General features: G+C 65.2%; 18 protein-coding genes. 6 read left to right on the top strand and 12 right to left on the bottom strand.

The window, feature by feature from the left end; translation table 11 throughout:
- Positions 1-10 precede the first annotated feature (10 nt).
- Positions 11-1,318, top strand: coding sequence for a zinc metalloprotease (locus HWX69_RS01595; RefSeq protein WP_178915322.1), 1,308 nt, complete (start codon positions 11-13; stop codon positions 1,316-1,318).
- A 181-nt stretch (positions 1,319-1,499) separates the two neighbouring features.
- The gene (locus tag HWX69_RS01590) at positions 1,500-2,498 is read left to right on the top strand and encodes a hypothetical protein (protein ID WP_218644651.1); all 999 of its coding nucleotides are present in this window, start codon (positions 1,500-1,502) and stop codon (positions 2,496-2,498) included.
- Between the two features lie 72 nt (positions 2,499-2,570).
- On the opposite strand, the gene HWX69_RS01585 is transcribed toward HWX69_RS01590, so the two are convergent.
- A complete protein-coding gene (locus tag HWX69_RS01585; protein WP_178915321.1) occupies positions 2,571-3,104 on the bottom strand; it encodes a hypothetical protein in 534 nt (177 codons plus the stop codon).
- Between the two features lie 193 nt (positions 3,105-3,297).
- Here HWX69_RS01585 and HWX69_RS01580 point away from each other — a divergent pair, with 193 nt between their 5' ends.
- Together HWX69_RS01580 and HWX69_RS01575 are read left to right on the top strand one after the other, a co-directional pair.
- Complete coding sequence (locus tag HWX69_RS01580) at positions 3,298-3,651, top strand: hypothetical protein (RefSeq protein ID WP_178915320.1); 354 nt, start codon at positions 3,298-3,300, stop codon at positions 3,649-3,651.
- 13 nt (positions 3,652-3,664) lie between these two features.
- On the top strand, positions 3,665-3,841 hold the full coding sequence (locus HWX69_RS01575; protein ID WP_178915319.1) for a hypothetical protein: 177 nt from the start codon (positions 3,665-3,667) through the stop codon (positions 3,839-3,841).
- Between the two features lie 894 nt (positions 3,842-4,735).
- On the opposite strand, the gene HWX69_RS01570 is transcribed toward HWX69_RS01575, so the two are convergent.
- Positions 4,736-5,845 carry a pyridoxamine 5'-phosphate oxidase family protein gene (locus tag HWX69_RS01570; RefSeq protein ID WP_178915318.1) on the bottom strand — a complete coding sequence of 370 codons (1,110 nt, stop codon included), beginning with the start codon at positions 5,843-5,845 and terminating at the stop codon, positions 4,736-4,738.
- 129 nt (positions 5,846-5,974) lie between these two features.
- Here HWX69_RS01570 and HWX69_RS01565 point away from each other — a divergent pair, with 129 nt between their 5' ends.
- Together HWX69_RS01565 and HWX69_RS01560 are read left to right on the top strand one after the other, a co-directional pair.
- Positions 5,975-7,411, top strand: a complete 1,437-nt coding sequence (locus HWX69_RS01565) for a dihydrolipoyl dehydrogenase (protein ID WP_178915317.1) — start codon at positions 5,975-5,977, stop codon at positions 7,409-7,411.
- Positions 7,412-7,495: 84 nt separating this feature from the next.
- Entirely contained in the window at positions 7,496-7,852 is a 357-nt protein-coding gene (locus tag HWX69_RS01560; protein WP_178915316.1) for a DsrE family protein, read from the top strand.
- A 3-nt stretch (positions 7,853-7,855) separates the two neighbouring features.
- Here the strand turns inward: HWX69_RS01560 and HWX69_RS01555 are convergent, their stop codons facing one another.
- The 10 genes from HWX69_RS01555 to HWX69_RS01510 all read right to left on the bottom strand — a co-directional run bounded on the left by HWX69_RS01555 (position 7,856) and on the right by HWX69_RS01510 (position 18,700).
- Positions 7,856-8,287: a pyridoxamine 5'-phosphate oxidase family protein gene (locus tag HWX69_RS01555; RefSeq protein WP_178915315.1), complete on the bottom strand. Its 432-nt coding sequence runs from the start codon at positions 8,285-8,287 to the stop codon at positions 7,856-7,858.
- Positions 8,288-8,352: 65 nt separating this feature from the next.
- Positions 8,353-10,401 (bottom strand): formate dehydrogenase subunit alpha, encoded by a 2,049-nt coding sequence (gene fdhF, locus HWX69_RS01550; RefSeq protein WP_178915314.1) that lies wholly within the window; start codon positions 10,399-10,401, stop codon positions 8,353-8,355.
- Between the two features lie 94 nt (positions 10,402-10,495).
- Positions 10,496-10,711, bottom strand: coding sequence for a YgaP family membrane protein (locus HWX69_RS01545; protein WP_178915313.1), 216 nt, complete (start codon positions 10,709-10,711; stop codon positions 10,496-10,498).
- Between the two features lie 52 nt (positions 10,712-10,763).
- Positions 10,764-12,014, bottom strand: a complete 1,251-nt coding sequence (locus tag HWX69_RS01540) for a M20 family metallopeptidase (protein ID WP_178915312.1) — start codon at positions 12,012-12,014, stop codon at positions 10,764-10,766.
- Between the two features lie 118 nt (positions 12,015-12,132).
- Positions 12,133-13,035, bottom strand: coding sequence for an ABC transporter permease (locus HWX69_RS01535; RefSeq protein WP_178915311.1), 903 nt, complete (start codon positions 13,033-13,035; stop codon positions 12,133-12,135).
- The gene (locus HWX69_RS01530) at positions 13,032-13,946 is read right to left on the bottom strand and encodes an ABC transporter ATP-binding protein (RefSeq protein WP_178915310.1); all 915 of its coding nucleotides are present in this window, start codon (positions 13,944-13,946) and stop codon (positions 13,032-13,034) included. The genes HWX69_RS01535 and HWX69_RS01530 overlap by 4 nt, the downstream gene beginning before the upstream one ends.
- Complete coding sequence (gene nosD, locus HWX69_RS01525) at positions 13,930-15,303, bottom strand: nitrous oxide reductase family maturation protein NosD (RefSeq protein ID WP_178915309.1); 1,374 nt, start codon at positions 15,301-15,303, stop codon at positions 13,930-13,932. The genes HWX69_RS01530 and nosD overlap by 17 nt, the downstream gene beginning before the upstream one ends.
- A gap of 3 nt (positions 15,304-15,306) precedes the next feature.
- Positions 15,307-16,032: a hypothetical protein gene (locus HWX69_RS01520; protein WP_178915308.1), complete on the bottom strand. Its 726-nt coding sequence runs from the start codon at positions 16,030-16,032 to the stop codon at positions 15,307-15,309.
- Positions 16,033-16,035: 3 nt separating this feature from the next.
- Positions 16,036-17,937, bottom strand: coding sequence for a TAT-dependent nitrous-oxide reductase (gene nosZ, locus HWX69_RS01515; protein WP_178915307.1), 1,902 nt, complete (start codon positions 17,935-17,937; stop codon positions 16,036-16,038).
- 223 nt (positions 17,938-18,160) lie between these two features.
- A complete protein-coding gene (locus HWX69_RS01510) occupies positions 18,161-18,700 on the bottom strand; it encodes a halocyanin domain-containing protein (protein ID WP_178915306.1) in 540 nt (179 codons plus the stop codon).
- Positions 18,701-18,805 lie beyond the last annotated feature (105 nt).

Here is an 18,805-nt window from a genome sequence, read left to right as displayed (position 1 = left end):
CCGCTCCGTGATGGACGACTCTCAGGCGATGAATTCTAGGCACTCCGGAGTCGACGGGGACCCTTCAGGCGGTGCAGTAACTGACGGTGATGAAGCGGTGCGGACCGACCCGTCGAATGCGGATGACTGGAGTACCGACGAGGCTGCGCCACGGATCGACGTGGGAGTCCTCGTTGCTCACTCACCGGGCGAGGATGCCGGGCCGCTGCAATCGTTCGCCGAGCGGATGGCCCGCGACGGTGTCGATGAGTTGGCGGCAGCCACGGACGCGGCCTGGCGGGTCCACTGTGCCGAACCGGACCCACTCGCCGACCGCGCTCCCCGACGGCCATCCGAGTTCCTCGACGAAGCCGCACATCACATGGTGAAACGCCCCTACGACCTGGTCGTCGTCGTGACCGACGTGCCCCTGACCACGCGGGACGAGCGATTCGTCGAGGGACTTGCCTCCCCCCTCGCTCGCGTCGTCGTCGTCTCGACGCGGCGACTCCTGCGGACCCCCGGCCAAGACACGGTCCGGGAACTCGATTCGGCGGCCGTCCGCTGGAACGCTGCGACCCTTCTCGTCCATCTCCTGGGACACGTGTTTCGTGCGGATCACGATGACGGCGGCGTAATGGCTCCGTTCTCGTTCGACCCCTCACGGCGGAGCGTCCCGCCGTTCGACGCGAACATCACGAAACATCTCAAGGGAATCGTCACCTCCATCCCGGAAGCGGACATCTCGCGAGGGCGGCTTCGACGGCTGGCGTTTCACGCCGTGAGCCTCGTGCGGAATCCGGGTATCGTCGTCGCGACGCTGCTGGGGAGTCGCGCACCGCTGCTCCCCTTCTCACTGCCGCGCCTCTCGACGGCCGCGGTGACGCCGACGCTTATTCTCGTGTTCAGTGCCGAGGCATGGGACGTGGGGCTGAACCTGACCAACCGCACCACTGCCCTGTTCGCCATCGGGAGTATCATCGCTGCCGCTATCCATCTGCTGTACGTCCAGCGGCTGTCGTTCCCGCGCGAACGCAGTCAGGTGGTCACCGAACACATGGCGCTGGTGAACGTGACGGTGTTCTTCATCCTCGTCGTGGCGATGATGGGGCTGTTCGTCCTCGTCGGGTCGATCATGCTCCTGATCGAACTCGCCGTCTTCCCGCCGAACCTGATGACGAACTGGCCAAGCCTCGAAGACCCCACTGTCGGGCTTGTCGACCTCGTCCGTGTCGGGGGCTTCATCAGCACGCTCGGTGTGCTGTCGGGCGCCCTCGCGGGCGGAATCGAGAACCGGATGGCACTTCGGCATCTCGCGCTCTTCCGTGACAAGCCGTAGGCCGACCCACGCCGCCGCGTGAACCGACGGTTCGGGTCTGCGACGCTCCAATATCACTTTCGGGACGGGCCCACCCGATACTGCTCACCACAGGGTTTTTTCGCTGTGGCTCTTCTATCGGAACCATGAGCGTTCGATCACGAGCGGAATTCCCCAGTGCTACCGCTCGGGGAACCGTCCCATGAGTATCATCCCGAAATTCAGCCGGTGGCGGGACTGGTTCCCCGTCCCGAACTGGTCCACTGGGTTCGGCCTGAAACGGTGGGTGTTGCTCGATGCCGACCGGCTGGCAGTGACGGGTGCGCTGCTCACAGTGGTGTTCGCGACCTTCATGGTCATCTCGACGTTCTGGACCTTCGAGATGCAGACGCTACTGACGGACACCTCGACGATCCAGACGATTCTCAATACGCTCCTGAGCGGGATGATTCTCCTGGTCTCTATCGTCGTCTCGATCAACTCGATAGTGCTCTCACACGATATCACCTCCGTCAAAACCCAAGAGAATCGGATTCATGCGGCGACACAATTCCGCCGAGATCTCGGCGAACTGACCGAGCCCGGAGAGAACCCGTCCGACCCCTCGTCGTTTCTTAAGGTCATGTCTCGAATCATCAGTGCTCGCGCGCAGGCGCTCACGAACGATTTGGACGGCGTCGAACAGGATATCGCCGAGGATATCGACGAGTACGCGGTCTCGGTCTCGGATGCCGCCGAACAGCTCGGGGAAGTCGATGAGACCACCGGCGCGGAGTTTGCCGTCCTCTGGAAGGGAATCGGGTTCGACTACGGTTCCCACATCGAGCGGTCACGAACGCTTGGTTCGTCCCATGACACCTCGTCCGAATCCTTCGACGACCTCATCAAAGCGTTCGAACTGTTCGCCATCGGGAAGGAGTATTTCAAAACGCTGTATTATACGAGAGAAGTGTCAAAGCTGTCCCAGACGCTGCTGGTCGTCGCGCTCCCGGCCATCCTGTTCAACGCCTCGGCGATTATCGCAATCAATGGCGAAGTCCTCCCCGACGGCGCGATTCTGGGTATCCCGCCGCTACAGACGTTTGTGGCCGTCGCATTCACGGTCTCGATTGCACCCTATCTCGTGTTGACCGCCTACATGCTCCGGCTCTCGACTGTCGCGCGGTTGACCGCGTCGGGCGGGATTTTCTCGCTGAAGTAGCGGATATCGAGTCGACTTCGTCGCGGATAGATTCTCTCCACCGGCATCTCGGAGTCCGAACATCGACCCACGCTACCGGATGATGGACCCGAGGTAGTTGTAGAGGTCATCTATCGCGTGTGCGACCTGTCGCCGCCGACGCGACCTGGTTTCGACCGCTATGCCGTGACTCTCGATCCAACGGCGCATTGCGCTACTACCGGCTTTCCGCTCGATACCGACCTGCCGGACGTGTTTGATCGGGTGTCGCAGCCAGTTGTACTCCTCGTGGGCGAAAACGTCGATATACTCCGGCGAGTGGGCGATGAGGATCGTGTGTATCTGTCTGTCGGCCAGCAAGGTCCGTTGATACGTCCAGCTGCCATCCGGTTCCGACCCAACTGGCGGCAGGTGATACCACGCCAGCGGGTCCCACTCGAACCCGTGTTCCTGGAGGGTCTCCGTGAACTCGTCTATCGGCCGCTGGACGGTACCGACATACTCGGTATCCCGAAGGTGGTACTCGGGCTGTCCGAACGTTTGTGCGAGTCGGGTGATCAATGGCCCGAGTCGCTGTCTCACGCGGTAGGAAACGTCCGGTTGGAGCGTCTCGTCTATGGTCCGCATGTGGTGCTCTTGGGTTTCCAGTGGTTCAAATGTATTGCTGTCTCGGCGAACGGCCAGCGAAGTGACCATCGTCAGCCGCCAAAGAGAATCGGTCAACGCTGCACACGAGACAAGCGATAGTGAGTGCACGAAACTGCTTCCACCAGATTCACGGTGCCGAAATCTTCTTCATGACAGTTACCGAAGAGTAGGTATGGTAACAGCACTTGTAGGGTCGGTAATCGCATTCATCGTTGCTCTCCTAGTCGGGGGGCTCGCAATCTACATCAGCGCTCGCGTGATCGCGGGTGTCGACGACTATAGTCACGCCGTCATCACCGCACTGATCGGTGCCATCGCGTGGGCGCTGACGTCCTGGATTCCGCTCATCGGGCCTGTCATCGCCCTGATCGTGTGGATTGCCGTCATCAACTGGCGGTATCCGGGTGACTGGATCAAAGCCGTGCTCATCGGTTTGGTGGCCTGGCTGTCCGCGCTCGCCATCCTCTTCGTCCTGAACACGGTCCTCGGGCTCGGCATCGGAGCCTTCGGAGTTCCTGGCGTCTGATGGTGCTACAATAGTGGCACTCTTCCAACGCCTCACGACTGCATGGATGGTCTGGACGGTGGCGACGAAGCGGGTCGGCCCGGTTGGCGGTCTCGTCGTCACCGCCATCGTCGTTGGTGGCCTCGTCTATCTCAAGCCGTGGCTGGCTGAGAACGCCCCCGTAGTGGGACGACTCGTCGGGGACACATAGCGCCGGCGTCCCTCTAGGGCGGAGAGCTGTCGGGACCTGACTGCACCCCGGGCCGTAGTAGCGTTGGCCCTAGCGGAAATACGTCGTGCCACTAACAGTTCATCGAGGGGGTGCCGGTGCCGACCGAAGTAGTAACCGCTGGAGAGAGGCAAGCGGTCTCCGACACGAGCCCCTCGGTTTGTTAGCTGGTTCCATATCGCTGTAAGCACAGCGTACTCTCGTCCGTGGTCGGTGCTGTCAGCCGAGGAATGCCAGTCGCTGTAGGCTCCGACTACAACACCGCTATGGTCCCGCGAAGTAACGCGTCTATTCGCAAGCATGTGCGGCGTCGTTATGACAAACCATCGGATGGTCCGGTAAATATGAATCAGCGGGAGAGGGACCGGACTGGTTCGGTCTTCAATATCTGGCTGGGGGGTAGTCGGTAAGCCGACCGCTCCAGTGATTATATTTAGATTACCGACGAACACTCTCTCACACTCGGTTCAACCACGCAGCGCCCATCGCCGCCGGTTCGGTATCGGGTAGCTCGTGTGGTGACGAATCACGCCCGTACGCTCGTATCAATCGAGCCCCTCGATTTCCGGTCGAGCTTGGAGAGATGCCGCTCGTGACCGGATGCACACGACGGGGGGTCTGCGGGGCAGGGTGTTATACATAACAAAATTAGCTATGTTATGAAATACATGCTATCAGTTTCAGACGAACGCCATCGGAACGGAGTGTGAAATTCCAGCAGTTCCGGAAACGGTTAAATACGAGTTTCACAATATGAAACGCATATGTACACAAGCGTATCTGGCTAGAAGATGCATATGATAGATACAGCTGTCTGGGCGTTCTGGATGGCCTCTGTCAGCCCCCGTCGGTATTCGCTCCGTTACGACTCGACACTCACAGCGAACCGGCGCCCTGTCGCCCGGTGATGTCGGTCGGGGTGAGGGCGTACCACTCGAAGGAGATTTCGGAGGGTTTGGGGCTGAACACGTCGACTGAGGCGAGTTTGCTGTCGGCGAAGACGCTGAGTACGTCCCGGTCTCGAACCTCGTCAGCCGAGAGGCGCTCAAGTTGCCCGTCGACGACGACACTCCGCCAGCGGTCGGGACGTTCGTATCGGGTGACGACCAGCGACACCGCCGTCGACTCTTCCAGTCGAGTCTGCTTTTCGCTCCCCTCGAACGACGACATGTGGAGGTACAGTTCCCGCCGTGCGGCGTCGTACCCGTAGGACATCGGGACGGCGTACGGCCCTTCACTCCCGAACGCGAGGACGCCGTAGCCGGCGGAACCGAGGAACGCATCGATTTCCGCGTCGGTCATCGCTGCGGTCGTCGCCGTCGTCGTGTCTGTCGACTCCGCTTCCGAGGTGTCTGCGGTGGCCTCCGGTTTCGGTTCGGTCGCCGCCGTAGCTGTCGTTTCGCCGGACTCCCCCGGTTCGATGACCTGCGCGAACAGGGATTTCAGCATGTGGAGCGTCTGCTCGTCGGTCGCCGTCGGGTGGAGGTGTGCGTGGACGTCAGCGCCCGCTCCTTGCAGCGTCGCGAGGACGGTGTTGAGAAACCGGTAGACGAGGTCGTCGTCGTGATACGGCAGAAGCGACTCGATGTCTCGGAGACAGATTCTCACTGTCCCCTCGGTTTCGTCCCATTTCTCGATGAGTCGGGAGAAGGCGACCGAAATCCCCGTCAGGTCGTGTGGGTTGACCTGGAAGCCGTACAGCGGCGTCCCCGCTCCGACTTCGGAGGTCGTCGCTTCCTCGTCGGCCTGTGGGGTGGTGATGATGACCGCCGCCTCCGAGGGGTCGTGGAGCCGCTCCAACTGGACGTCCAGCGCCTCTCGGAGCGACTCGAATGACTGCGCCGCGGTGAACTGGACGACTCGGTACTCCCCGCTGGCGTCGTCGAACACGTCTGTACAGAACGCCTCGTCGGCATCGAGCGGCGTCGATTCGAGATACAGGGTCGGTCCGACCTCATCGTCGGCTCTGTCGCTGCGTGTCCCCATCGTGGGTCAACCCTGCGGACCGGTGGGGATACGTTTTGTCACTGTCCGACGGTCCTCCTCTCGACGCCCGGGTAGCCGAGTCACACGAGCAACTGGGGTTTGATACGGATTCACACTGTAGATACCGCTATGGAAGACTTCGATTTCGTCGTCGTCGGTTCGGGGTCGGGACTCGACGTGGCCAACGCCGCCGCCAACCAAGGGCAGTCGGTCGCCGTCGTCGAGAAAGGGCCGCTCGGCGGGACGTGTCTCAACCGGGGATGCATCCCCTCGAAACACCTGCTGTATCACGCGGACGTACTCGAAACCATCGAGCGGGCCGGGGAGTTCCACATCGATGCCGAGGTGAACGATGTCGACTTCGCGGAACTCGTCCGGTCGGTCAACGAGGAAGTCTCCGAGGACGCCGAGTCGATTCGGCGCGGACTGCGCTCGTCGTCCCGACACGACCTGTTCGAGGGCGAGGGCCGGTTCGTCGACGATCGAACCCTCGAAATCTCCAGCGGCAACGACGAGGGGGCGAGACTCCGGGGTGAGACGGTGCTCATCGCGGCCGGCACGCGCCCGGGTGTTCCGAACATCGACGGCATCGAGTCGGTCGATTACCTGACGAGTACCGAAGCCCTCCAGTTGGAGACGCCGCCGGACCATCTCGTCATCGTCGGCGGCGGCTACATCGCAGCGGAACTCGGCCACTTCTTCGGGACGTTCGGCAGCGACGTGACCATCGTCGGTCGCCGGCCGAATCTGCTTCCGGACGCCGACGAGGAGGTCGCGGCGGCGTTCACCGAGCGCTACGCCGACCGTTTTACCGTCCACACCGGCCACACGGCGACGGCAGTCAGCGAGGACGGCGACTCGGTGACCGTCGAGGCCAAACCCTACGAGTACGGCGACGACGGCGGCATCGTCGAGGACGCCGACCCGGTCACCGCCACCGGCGACGAACTGCTCGTCGCCGCCGGTCGCGTCCCGAACACCGACATCCTGAACGTCGAGGCGACGGGCGTTGAGACCGACGACGGGGGGTTCGTCGAGACCGACGAGTACCTGCGGACGACTGCCGACGGCGTGTGGGCGCTGGGCGACATCGTCGGAGAGTACCTGCTGAAACACAGCGCCAATCACGAAGCGCAGACGGTCGCCCGGAACCTCTTCGGCGAGGAACTCCAGGCGGTCGACTACGAGGCGATGCCGTTCGCCGTCTTCGCCTCGCCGGAAGTCGCCGGCGTCGGGGCGACGGAAAGCGACCTCCGGGCCGACGGCGTCGAGTACGCCACCCGGACGTACCCCTACGACAAAACTGCCCGCGGGAGCGCCATGCGTGCCGAGGGGTTCGTGAAGGTGCTCATCGACCTCGACGGGGAGATACTCGGCTGTCACATCGTCGGCCCCGAGGCGTCGAACCTGATTCAGGAGGTCGTCGTCGCGATGAAAGCGGGGTCCGGAACGGTTCGTGACATTCGCGAGTCGGTTCACATCCACCCGGCGCTGTCCGAGGTGGTCCAGCGGGCGTTCGCCGGGCAGTTCACCCGCCCGGACGACGCCCACAGCCACGACCACTGACCGGTTCGTGCCTTTCGGTGAGTGGTTCCGACGACACACGACCCACTCGGCCTTTTGTACCGACTCGACGTATCCCTCTCCGTAATGACGAAAGCAGCAATCGTGATTCTCGCCGGCACCGAATCGCACGCCGACCGCGGCCGACTCGTCAACGGCCTCGAAGCAGCCAAGGAGTTCGCCGAGGCCGAGGGCGACGACGTCGAGTTGATTTTCGACGGCGCCGGCACCCAGTGGGTGCCCGAACTGGAGGACGAAGACCACCGACACCACGACCTGTATCTGTCGGTCCGGGACGACACCTCGGTCTGTGATTTCTGTTCCGGTGCCTTCGGCGTCGACGAGGCGGTGAACGACTCCGGCGTCGTCGTCGCCGACGAAAACGACGGCCACCCGAGCATCCGCTCGCTCGTCGCCGACGACTACGAAATCATCACCTTCTAACGCTCACTCGACCGTTCGGCGGCCGACGACCGACTCCATCTCCAACTCGAAGAGGCTGAAATCGACCGCCTCGACGGCCTCGTCGAACAGCCGAAACGGTGGGAACCACTCCCGCAGTGTCGCCTCATCGACGTCGCTTTCGAACTCGCTCACGGGGCCGCGGACCTGAATGCTCCAGGAGTCGGCCGTCGAGGCGTCGAAGACGACGAACGTCGTCGTCCCCGTCGTCTCCAGGAACCGCCGCTTCTCGCTGTCGTCGTCGTGGCCGCTCACCCTGAGCAGGAGTCGCTTCCCGTCGTAGTGGTAACTCAGCGGTACCGCGTAGGCGTCGTCGCCGTCGGCCAACCCCAAAACGCCGTGCTCGCCGAGTCGAAGGAACTCATCGAGTTCGGCGTCGGTCATCCCGACGGTGTACACGTAGTCGACGTGTTTCATGCGGCTAGTACCACCCCCAGTCGCTTAAGCGGGTCCCCGGTCGTGCCGCGGCATCGACCAGCCAGTCACTCCCGGTGGATTTCGACCGTCACCGCGCTGTGTTTGTACTCGGGAATCTTCGCGACGGGGTCTAGGGTGTCGCCGGTGAGTCGATTGATGAGCGGGTCGGCGTAGTGAAACGTCGCGAAGACGGTTCCCCGACGAACCGCCGGCGTGAGGTCGGCCTCGATGGTCACCGACCCCCGCTCGCTTTCGACGCGAACCCTATCACCGTCGGCGATGTCGCGCCGCTCGGCGTCCTCGGGGTGTATCTGTAAGACGTCCTCGCCGCGCATGCGAACGAGCGTCCCCGACCGCCGCGTGAGCGCGCCGCTGTTGAACTGCTGGAGGACCCGACCGGTCGTCAACACGAGTTCGTCGTCGGCGACGTCGTCGACGGGGTCGACGTGCTCGACCGCCCGGAGGTCGGCGGTTCGACGCCCGGATTCGAACCGGTCGGCGTGGAGGACGCCGACGCCCTCCTCGGCACCCGCTGGAAACGGCCACCGCTGGCTTCCCGTTCCGATGCCGTCGTAGCTCATGCCGGCGTACTGCGGAAGCACTTCGGTGAGTTCCTCGAAGACGGCCTCCGGACCGTCGTAGTCGAAGCGGACGCCATCGTCGGCCAACCGCTCGCCGAGTTCACACAGCACCTCGAGGTCGAGACGGGCGTCGCCGGGTGGTTCGGTATTGGGTCGCATCCGCATGACCTGTCGGTCGGTGTTGGTGACGCTGCCGGCCTTTTCGGCCCACGCACTCCCCGGGAGAATCACGTCGGCGTACTCGGCGGTTTCGGTTTCGAAGAGGTCCAACACGACCAGACAGTCCAGTTGCTCGAAGCGCTCGCGGACCCGGTCGGCGTTCGGTTCCGTCACGGCGGGGTTTTCACCGAACACCAGCGCCCCGCGCAGGTCCTCGCCGAAGGCGTGTGTCATCTCGACTTCGGTGAGTCCCGGTTCGGCCGGCGGCTCGAATCCCCACACGTCGGCGACGGCATCGCGGGCCTCGTCGTCGCCGACCGACTGATACCCGGGTAGCACGTTCGGCAACGCGCCGACGTCGCCGGCACCCTGAACGTTGTTCTGGCCGCGAAGCGGATTCACGCCCGTCCCGCGCTCGCCGACGTTGCCGGTCAAAAGGGCCAGGTTCAACAGTGCGTGAACGTTGTCGGTGCCGCAGTGGTGTTGGCTCATCCCCATCCCGGTGAAAGTCGCCGCCCGGTCGGCCTCGGCGTACGCGCGGGCGGCCGCCCGGAGGTCGTCGGGGTCGACGCCCGCCAGCTGGGCGTTGTCGTCGACATCAATGCCCTCGAGGAACTCGACGAACGCGTCGACGCCTTCGACGCGCGTTTCGAGGAACGCCTCGTCCGTGAGGTCCTCCTCGACTATCACCTTCGCGACGGCGTTGAGAAGCGGGATGTCGAACCCCGGCTTCACCGGCAGGTGGTGTGTGGCCGCCTTCGTGGTGTCGTTCTCTCGTGGGTCGACGTGAATCAGTTCGGTTCCGTCCCGAACCGCGGGGAGGAGATACGACCGGAAGATAATCGGGTGCTGTTCGGCGGGGTTGGCGCCGGCGACGAGGTAGGCGTCGGCCTCTCGGAGGTCCTCGAGGGTGTTCGTCATCGCGCCGGCGCCGAAGCGCTCGCCCATGGCGGCGACCGTCGAGGAGTGACACAACCGGGCGCAGTTGTCCACGTTGTTCGTCCCGAGACTCCGTGCCAGTTTCTGGAGGACGTAGTTCTCCTCGTTGGTGCAGTTCGAGGAGGCGAAAAACCCCAGCGCGTCGGGACCGTCGGTCTCGACGATTTCCGAGAAGACCTCCGTAACCGCCTCCAGCGCCGTCTCCCAGGAGACGGGGACGAACGTCTCGCCGTCGCGGACGAGTGGCGTGGTCAGGCGGTCCTCGTGGTCGACGATTTCCCACGCCGCCGCCCCCTTCGGACAGATTTCTCCACGAGTGTTGACAGGGCCCTTCCAGCCGGTCGCCTTCCCCGAATCCGGGTTGTACGTGAGACCACAGCCGACACCACAGTACGGACAGATGCTCTCCCGTGGCTGTGTGGGTCGATTTGACACACGCCGAAATCGGCGTCATTCCACATTAGTGTTCACGTCCGACGAGTTACCAAACCGACAAAAACCGATCGACAAAATCGACCGCGAACCGACGCTACTCGTCGGCGGTGCTGATTCCCAGCGCGCGGTACAGCGGACAGAGGCCGGTCAGGCTCGTCCCGACGAGGACTGCCCCCACGACGAGCGCGATGATGCCTGCCGTCAAGCCGAGTTCGAGAACATTTGCGACGGCCGCGATACCGACGGCCGCGAGCAGTGCGCCAACCGCGAGCCGAACCCGTCCGTCGAGTACGCCGATATTTTGCTTCATGCCCAATAGTATGCATGCAACGATATTAAACGTGCCCCCGCGGGCAGCGCTTTCACGTTCCCTCCGTGTCGGCCCAGACGGCGGGGAGCCGCGCGTAGACGGCCGCGTTGATCGCGAGCGCGTCGACCGTGATGTACTCGTCGACGGCGTGGACCGTGTCGGTTCCGGCCGCGAACTCGACGGCCGGAATGCCCGCGTTTCGGAGTTTCTTCGCGTCGCCGCCACCGGTCGCACTCCGGCGGTACACCCGCTTGCCGGTCACCGTTTCGGCCGTCGAGGCAACGGCCTCGACGAGCGGGCTGTCGGGTGGCTCTGCGGTCCCGACGCTCCAGGAGACCTCCGAGATGGTGACGCCCTCACACATCGCGGCACACTCCCGGATGTCCGAGAGGACATCGGGCGTCTGTACCCCCGCCGTCAGCCGGACGTCGATTTCCGCCGTCGCGGACTGCGGAACGCTGTTTATCGCCTCACCGCCTTCGATGGTCCCGAGATTAATCGAGGGGAACGAAAAGAGGTCACGCGCCGTCTCGGCGCCCATCGTCGGCCCGTAGTACTCGATGGACTCCTCCAGTATCGGTTCGACCGTGGCGTCGATGTCGAGTTCGCGCCGCCCGAACCGCTCTCGAAGCGTCGTTACGGCACCGTACAGGCGGTCGATGGCGTTGTCGCCGAGAACCGGCCGCGACCCGTGGGCGGCCTCGCCGGTTGCCTCCAGCGTCAACCAGATGCTCCCACGGTCGGCGACGACGACGGAGTATCGGCCCCCCGAGCAGGTCGGTTCGCCGATGACGCAGGCGTCGGCGTCGAGACGGTCGGCCGCCAACAGCGCCGGCAGTCCCGCGTCGCCGCCGACCTCCTCGTCGCTGACGAACGCGAACAGGAGGTCGACCGGCGGCTTCTCGTCGGCTTCGACGAACGCCCGCAGTGCGAGCAGCATCGCGGCCAGCGGCCCCTTCATGTCGGTCGCGCCGCGGCCGTAGATGCGGTCGTCGACTCGTTCGCCGAGGGGGTCGTACTCCCAGGCCTCGGCGTCGAACGGCACCGTATCGAGGTGGCCGTTGAAACAGAACGTCCGGTCGCCGTCACCCGGAACTCGTACGAGGAGGTTCGGCTTCGCGGGGTCGACCGCGAACCGTTCGGTCTCGACGCCCAATCCGTCGAGGTCCGCTTCGATTCCCTCGAGGAGGGCGCGCGTGTCGCCGGGTGGGTTCGACGTGTCGACGGCGAGGGTGTCGAGCGTCGTCCGCACCAGTTCCGACCGGTTCTCGGCAACGTACGTCGCAGGGTCGCTGTGAGTCATCGTGTAGTGTGGTACCGTCGGTGCTGCGACACAGTCACCCGATAGAGGTACCGGTGGTACGTCAGCGCTTCGACGGTTCGGGCGGCGGACTCGAAGGCCGTGGAACGGCCAGGATACCCTACAGTCGCCGCCGGGAGACCAACAGGCCGGCCGCGGCAACCGGGAGGACACACCACGCGAGGAGCACGGCGACGAGTCCCGGCGTCGAAAGTCCCGTCGTCGAGAGAACGGCCGCGAACCCGCTTCCCGCGGTCGTTCCCAGTTGGCTCAATACGAGCACGCGGAAGACGCTCGCGGGGTTGGTGAGGACGAACAAACTCAGCACCGCCTCCGGCAACTCGAAAGCCGCGACGACGCCCAGCGCCAGCAGGTCGTGGACGAGGACGAACCACACCCACACGAGCAACACGCCGCCGAGGGCGTGGGTCTTCTCGCGGGCGAGCGTCGAGACGAGTACGGCGACCGCGAGGAACGCCGCGCCGACCGCGACCGCGCCGGCGAGGAAGGCGAGGAACGCCCCCCAGTAGGCGACGCCGAACTCCCGAACGAGCAGGACGCCGACGACGCCGAAGCCAAGCACCGTCGCACCGGCGAGGACGGCGACCCGCCCGAGGTACGTCCCGGCGACGACCCGCCACCGCGACACCGGCAGCGAGAAGACGACCTCGAGCCAGCCTTCCTCGTCGCGACCGACGACGGCGTCGTAACCGAACGCCAGCGCCGCAAGCGGCACGAGATACACCGCGAGGCTGGTGAGGCTGGCGACGACCCGTTCCATTCCCTCGGGGCCGACCGCCGACCCGCTGAACGTCGCAAGCATCGTCCCGAACAGCGCGAACAGCGCCGAAAGCGCCAGCGCCCACCGACTCCGCAGCGCGAGTCGGTACTCGGTGACCGCGACGGTGGCTATCTGCCGCAGTTGCGGCCGCTCGCTGGGCGCCGCGGACGCTTCGTGGGCGGCCGCGTAGCCGCCGTCGGGCGTCGGCTCCTCGCGTTGTTCGTCCGGGCTCTCTGCGGTCATGGACTCACCTCCGCCGTTTCGAGTGCGCTGTGGAACGCCGCTTCGAGGCCGTCCCGTTCGACGGTCACGTCGGCGATATCGACGGTCGAATCGACCGCGGCGAACAGCGAGGGCACGTCGCCGGTCGGACACCGGACGGTGACCGTCCCGTTCGTCGCCGAGGCGGTGCCGAACGTCTCGGCGGCCGCGAGGAGTCCCCCGATATCTCCGGCGCTCTCCGGTCGTATCCGGACGGTTACGTCGTCGGCGTCGACGAGTTCCGAAACCATTCCGGAGGCGAGGACCTGTCCGCCGTCGAGGACGGCCACGCGGTCACACAACCGCTCGATTTCCGAGAGCACGTGCGAGGAGAGGACGACCGTCGCGCCCGTCTCCGTCCGCACGCGGTCGATGATGCCGTGGAACTCGGCGACGCCACGGGGGTCCAGCCCCGCCGTCGGCTCGTCGAGAACGAGCACCTGCGGCTCCGGGAGGATGGCGGCGGCGAGTCCGAGCCGCCGACGCATCCCGTTGGAGTATCCCGAGACGGCCCGGTCGGCGGCCGACGGCGAGAGGCCGACCGTCTCGATGGCGTCGTCGATGCGGCCGTCACGCCGGAGGCTGCGCATCCGGGCGTGAAACGACAGCACCTCCCGGCCCGTGAGTGCGCCGGGGAAGCCGACCCGCTCGGGCAGGTAGCCGACACGCCGCCGTATCTCGGTGCCGGCGTCGGCAACCGACTGCTCGCCGACGGCCAATCGGCCGCCGTCTGGTCGGTCCAGTCCGACCAGCAGTTTGAACAGCGTCGTCTTGCCGGCGCCGTTCGTCCCGAGGACGCCGAAGGTGCTGCCGTCGGGTATCTCTATCGACAGCCCGTCGAGGGCCGTCACGCTGCCGTACTCCTTGCGGACGTCGTTAGCTGTGATTCGCATAGTTCCTCCAGTCGTGTGGGGTGTCGGCCAAGGGCTGTCTGTCCACGATACCCGGCGAGTCGACGACGGGGAACGAACTCTCGGCGAGTCGAACCGCGTCGAAGGCGGGGCTGTCGACGAAGATTCGCGCCTGTGGCCGCTCGGCGACGAGCGCTTCGACCAGCCCCGCCGGTCGGTGGCGGACCTCGCTCGTCCCGTCGCCATCGAGGTCGACGGCGCGGGCGTCCGACCAGTAGTTCCCGCGGTCGCTGCCGTTCCAGACAATGAGGTTCTGCGTCGTCGTCAGGACGGCGTCTTCGTTGTTGATGAAACTGTTCCCGACCACCTCCTGTCCGTTGCTGTCGGCGGTCACGTGGATGCCGACGCCGTTGCGCAACAGGAGGTTCCCGGCGATGCGGTTGTCCTGTGCGTTGTAGACGTACAGGCCGTTGCCGTTCTCCAGCAGGACGTTGCCCCTGATTTCGGAGCGCTCGATGTCCTTCAGGAGGATGCCGTGGCCGCTGGTGCCGTCGTTGCGGGCCGCCGTGTTGTTGACGAGGGTCAACCCGTCGCTGACCATCAGCGCGTAGCCCACGTCGTTGTCGACGGCGAGGTTGTCCTCCAGTCGGTTGTCGTTGGAGTACATGTAGTGGACTCCGTAGCGGCTGTCCCACATCGTGTTGTTCGTCGCGACAACGCCCTCGGCCCACGAGTAGTAGATGCCGTCGCGGACGTCCGTGATTTCGGTGTTCCGTATCGTCGAGTTCCTCGTCTCCCAGAGGTTGATGCCGTTGCCGCGGTCGGTGCGGCGCTCGACGTCCTCGCGGCCCTCGATGCGGCTGTCGGTGACGGTCACGTCGTCGGCGCCGTCAACCCACACGCCGAAGGTAATCTGCGAGAGGTACAGTTCCCGGAGTTCGGTTCCGTTCGCCGTTCCCTCGACGAAGACGCCGGCGTGTTCGCTGCCGGCGTCGTAGCCGGAGTTCCGGAGCCACAGCCCCTCGACGGTGACGTTCTCGGCCGCGACGACGAGTACGTTCCCCTCGCCACCGCCGTCGACGACTGCGCCGGCCTCGCCGGCCCTGACGGTCACGTCGCTGGTGTTCACCCTCAAGCGGTCCTCGAAGCGGCCCTCGAGGACGACGGTGTCGCCGGGTTCGGCAGCGTCGATGGCTCGCTGGGCGTCGGCGAACGTTCGGTCCTCGACGGTCACGCTCGATTCCTCGGGCACCGACGGCGGTTCGTGCGCGTTGGTCTCGTCGAGGTCGAAGGCGTCGGGTTCCTCGTCGGCCGGCGCCGCCACGACGAACGGCGCGGTCACCGACACGAGGAGGACGGCCACGACTGCGACGGCGAAACCGGCTTCGAGGCGGGTCACGGCTCAGTCACCTCCCGGTTCGTTCCGAACGCCGCTCTCGCGGCGACGGACGCCGCCGATTCGTTCACGGACCAGCCCCGGCACGTCGCCGAACGTCGCCTCGCTGTCGCGGGCGAGGAAAGCGACGCCCAGCAGGACGACCGCCAGCATCGTCAGGTACCCGCCGGGGCCGAACCACGCGAACCCGCTGATGTTCGCCACCTCGTAGCCGCCCAGCACGGGCGGAGTGAACCCTTCGACGCCACGCAGCGGGGCATCGGGGTCGAGGGAGTGGCCGGCCTGATACAGCCGGTACTGGATGAGCGCGAACATGACGGCGAACGTCACGACGGTCCCGACCAGTTGGGCGGTCAGCCCGCGTTTGAGCTTGCGGACGGTCGGCGCCAGCGAGACGAACACGCCGGTCGCGGCGATGGCGACGAACGCTACCGGCCCCAGTATCCACTCCGGAACGCGGATGGAGTTCTCGTGGACCGGGAAGTTCGGCTCGACGTAGACGGGGTCGGGGTAGTAGAACCCGACGTACTTGTTGAGGCTGTGGACTTCGACGTAGTCGCCGCCCAGCCGCGGGTAGGCGTACAGCTCGATGGCCAGCGCCTGACCGGGGTACTGCGGCGCGGTGAGCGTGATGCGCCACATCGGCACCGCGAGTGCGAGCAGCAGGAGCCCCGCCGCCAGCAGGGGCAACCCACGCCGGAGTTCCGCGAACCGCGCGAGCGACGACTTCATGGGTTATCCCTCCGGTTCGACGAGGAGCTGAGAGCGCATCTCCAGGTGGAGTGCACTGCAGAAGAACCCACAGTACATCCAGTAGACCCCTGGCTCGTCGGCCTCGAAGGTCACTTTCGTCGTCTCCTGTGGCGCCATCTTGATGTTGACATCGTGTTCGGGGATGACCAGCGAGTGCAGGATGTCGCTGGTCGTCTCGATGTTCGTCACCTGCATCTCGACGGTGTCGCCCTCCTGAACGGTGATGTCCGGGAAGCCGAACTCGTTGCGCATCGAGTACATCTTCACCTCGACGCGGTCGTCGGCGACCCGCTCGACGGACTCCTCGCCGGCGGCGGTGTGCTCTAAGTCGAGGTCCTCGGGGTCGTAGGTCTTCGCCGGCTCTATCTTGTCCCGGTGGACGATGGAGGCGTCGTGGGGTTCGGCGTAGGACGGTTTGTCCTTCACCAACTCCATTCCACCCTCGTCGTCGCCGATGTAGATGAGCTGGTCGTTCTCGGGGTGCATCGGCCCGACCGGGAGGAAGCGGTCCTTCGAGAGCTTGTTCAGCGAGATGAGCCAGTCACCCGCCGGGTCGGCCGTGTAGGACTCGCTGGCGATGAGGTGACCGGGGTTGTAGTGGACGTCGATTTTCTCGACGACCGGGTCCTCGCTGCCGAGGTCGGCCTCGACGGCGGCCTCGATGTCCCACTTGACGACTTGCGAGTCGATGAACAGCGTCGTGTAGGCGTGGCCGCGGCCGTCGTAGGCGGTGTGCAGCGGCCCCATTCCGAGTCGTGGCCGGCCGACGACCGCCTCCTCGGGGTCGTCGACCTCGTCGAGCGCCGCGATGTCGATGACCGTCGCCGTCGGGTCGAGTTTCCCGCTGGCGATGGCGTAGTTGTTGTCCGGCGTGACGCTGACGCCGTGGGGACTCTTCGGCGTCGGGATGTACTTGACGACGGGGTCGCTCCCGCTGTTCAGCGGGCTGTCCTGTCGGCCGTCGACGACCGGAACCTCGTTTATCTCCTCGTAGTCGCCGGCCTCGACGGCGGCCTCGATGGCCGGGATGTTGAACGCCTTCACCATGTCGCGGTCCGACTGGGTCATCTCGGATTCGGTGACCCCGCCCTCGCTGTTGTAGCCGGTGGTGAAGAACCACTTGCCCTCCTTGCCGCCGTCGCCGTTGTCCATGTTGCCGTCGACCAGCACCTCCCACTCGACGTTCATCGTCTCGGGGTTGATGGCGGCGAACACCGAGCCGTACTCGTCGGGGGCGTCGAGACTGCGGCCGTCGTTCTCCAGCGGGACGCGGAACTCGCCGACGCCGATGACGTACTTCGTGTCCGGAAGGACACAACAGGCGCCGTGGGTCCCCTGCTGGTTCGGGATGTCGACGATGGCGTCCGTCTCGAAGTACTTCAGGTTGATGCGGGCCATCCGGCCGTTGGCCTTGTCGTTGACGAACGCCCAGCGGCCGTCGTAGTCGTTGTCCGTCTGGCTGACACGCGGGTGATGGGTGTCCCCCCACGTGTAGCCGCCCGCCTCCTCGAGCATCTCGCTGCTCTCGTCGTCGTAGCCGTAGCCGCGTGCGCTCTCGTGGTTGAACACCGGGATGCGCATTATCTCCCGCATCGACGGCAACCCGAGGACGCGGATGTCCCCTGAGTGGCCGCCGCTGAGGAAGGCGTAGTACTCGTCGAGTTCCCCGGGCGGGACGTGGGCGTCGGCGTTGCCGCTGGCGCCACCGGCCCCGGTCCCGTCGTCGCGGTCGAGCAGGCCGGTACAACCGGCCATGGCCCCGAGGGTCCCGGCGGCGGCGCCGGCTTTCATGAAGTCCCGCCGGTCGAGGCCCAACTGCGGTAACAGCATCTCCTCGTCCCGGCCCTGTGCGTCGTCCGTCTCCGTATGGGTCGTGTCGGTCATTGTCCTCTGGTGTCGTTGGTCGCCGGGCGGTGCTACATGCGGCAGTACTGGAGGGACGCATATACCGTCCCGAGCAGGGTCCCGACGCCTGAGATGGGTCCGAACATGTTCGGCCGCCCATCCGCCGGGTCCTTCCTCGGGTCGCAGCGTTCGGCGCACCCGCTGTCGGCGGCTGGTTATCGTCGGCACGCACGCGAGAAAGGAAGGGCTCGAACTCGACGGCTTACTCGACGACGACGACGCCTTTCATCCCCATCGATTTGTGGGGATTACAGTAGTACTTAGACGTTCTGGCGCTGTCGAAGGTGTACTCGAAGGTCTCGCCGGCTTCGCTGTAGAGGTCGCTCTCGAAGTCGCCACCGTCGTCGACGACGTTGTGGGCGCCACCGTTGCCGCTCCACTCCCAGACGACCGTCGTGCCGGCGTCGACTCGAATCGCGGGCGGACTGAACAGCAGTCCGTCGGAGCCGGCGCCAACCTCGACTGTGACCTCCGACTCGCCTGTCGCGTCGGTGACGCCGTCGTAGTTCGACACGCCATCGAACCAACCGTCGAACTGGGCGGTGTCACCGCCGCTGTCGCCGCCACCGTTCCCATCGTCGCTATTGCCGTTTCCGCCGTTGCCGTTGCCGTTTCCGCTGTCACCGTTACCATTTCCACTGTCGCCGTTGCCACCGCCGGTACAGCCGGCGAGTAGGCCCGCGGCAACCGTCGTTCCAGTCACCTGAAGCACTCGCCGTCGCGTCGAATCGTGTCGTCCCATTACGTTCGGAGCGAGGATACCGATGGATAAAGACCGTCGAGGGGCATCCCACCGCTCGGGACCGACCCGAACATGTTCGCTGCGGCCGAGTGTGGCGCTCACGCG

Source organism: Natronomonas gomsonensis (assembly GCF_013391635.1).
Lineage (GTDB): Archaea > Halobacteriota > Halobacteria > Halobacteriales > Haloarculaceae > Natronomonas > Natronomonas gomsonensis_A.
Note: the sequence above shows the minus strand (reverse complement) of the source record. Positions and strands in the feature narration are given on the sequence as shown.

Excerpts from the sequence above, each read along its gene's own strand:
- HWX69_RS01595 (WP_178915322.1), top strand. The coding sequence starts at position 11 with ATGGACGACTCTCAGGCGATGAATTCTAGGCACTCCGGAGTCGACGGG.
- HWX69_RS01590 (WP_218644651.1), top strand. The coding sequence starts at position 1,500 with ATGAGTATCATCCCGAAATTCAGCCGGTGGCGGGACTGGTTCCCCGTC.
- HWX69_RS01585 (WP_178915321.1), bottom strand. The coding sequence starts at position 3,104 with ATGCGGACCATAGACGAGACGCTCCAACCGGACGTTTCCTACCGCGTG.
- HWX69_RS01580 (WP_178915320.1), top strand. The coding sequence starts at position 3,298 with ATGGTAACAGCACTTGTAGGGTCGGTAATCGCATTCATCGTTGCTCTC.
- HWX69_RS01570 (WP_178915318.1), bottom strand. The coding sequence starts at position 5,845 with ATGGGGACACGCAGCGACAGAGCCGACGATGAGGTCGGACCGACCCTG.
- HWX69_RS01565 (WP_178915317.1), top strand. The coding sequence starts at position 5,975 with ATGGAAGACTTCGATTTCGTCGTCGTCGGTTCGGGGTCGGGACTCGAC.
- HWX69_RS01560 (WP_178915316.1), top strand. The coding sequence starts at position 7,496 with ATGACGAAAGCAGCAATCGTGATTCTCGCCGGCACCGAATCGCACGCC.
- HWX69_RS01555 (WP_178915315.1), bottom strand. The coding sequence starts at position 8,287 with ATGAAACACGTCGACTACGTGTACACCGTCGGGATGACCGACGCCGAA.
- HWX69_RS01545 (WP_178915313.1), bottom strand. The coding sequence starts at position 10,711 with ATGAAGCAAAATATCGGCGTACTCGACGGACGGGTTCGGCTCGCGGTT.
- HWX69_RS01540 (WP_178915312.1), bottom strand. The coding sequence starts at position 12,014 with ATGACTCACAGCGACCCTGCGACGTACGTTGCCGAGAACCGGTCGGAA.
- HWX69_RS01535 (WP_178915311.1), bottom strand. The coding sequence starts at position 13,035 with ATGACCGCAGAGAGCCCGGACGAACAACGCGAGGAGCCGACGCCCGAC.
- HWX69_RS01530 (WP_178915310.1), bottom strand. The coding sequence starts at position 13,946 with ATGCGAATCACAGCTAACGACGTCCGCAAGGAGTACGGCAGCGTGACG.
- HWX69_RS01520 (WP_178915308.1), bottom strand. The coding sequence starts at position 16,032 with ATGAAGTCGTCGCTCGCGCGGTTCGCGGAACTCCGGCGTGGGTTGCCC.
- nosZ (WP_178915307.1), bottom strand. The coding sequence starts at position 17,937 with ATGACCGACACGACCCATACGGAGACGGACGACGCACAGGGCCGGGAC.
- HWX69_RS01510 (WP_178915306.1), bottom strand. The coding sequence starts at position 18,700 with ATGGGACGACACGATTCGACGCGACGGCGAGTGCTTCAGGTGACTGGA.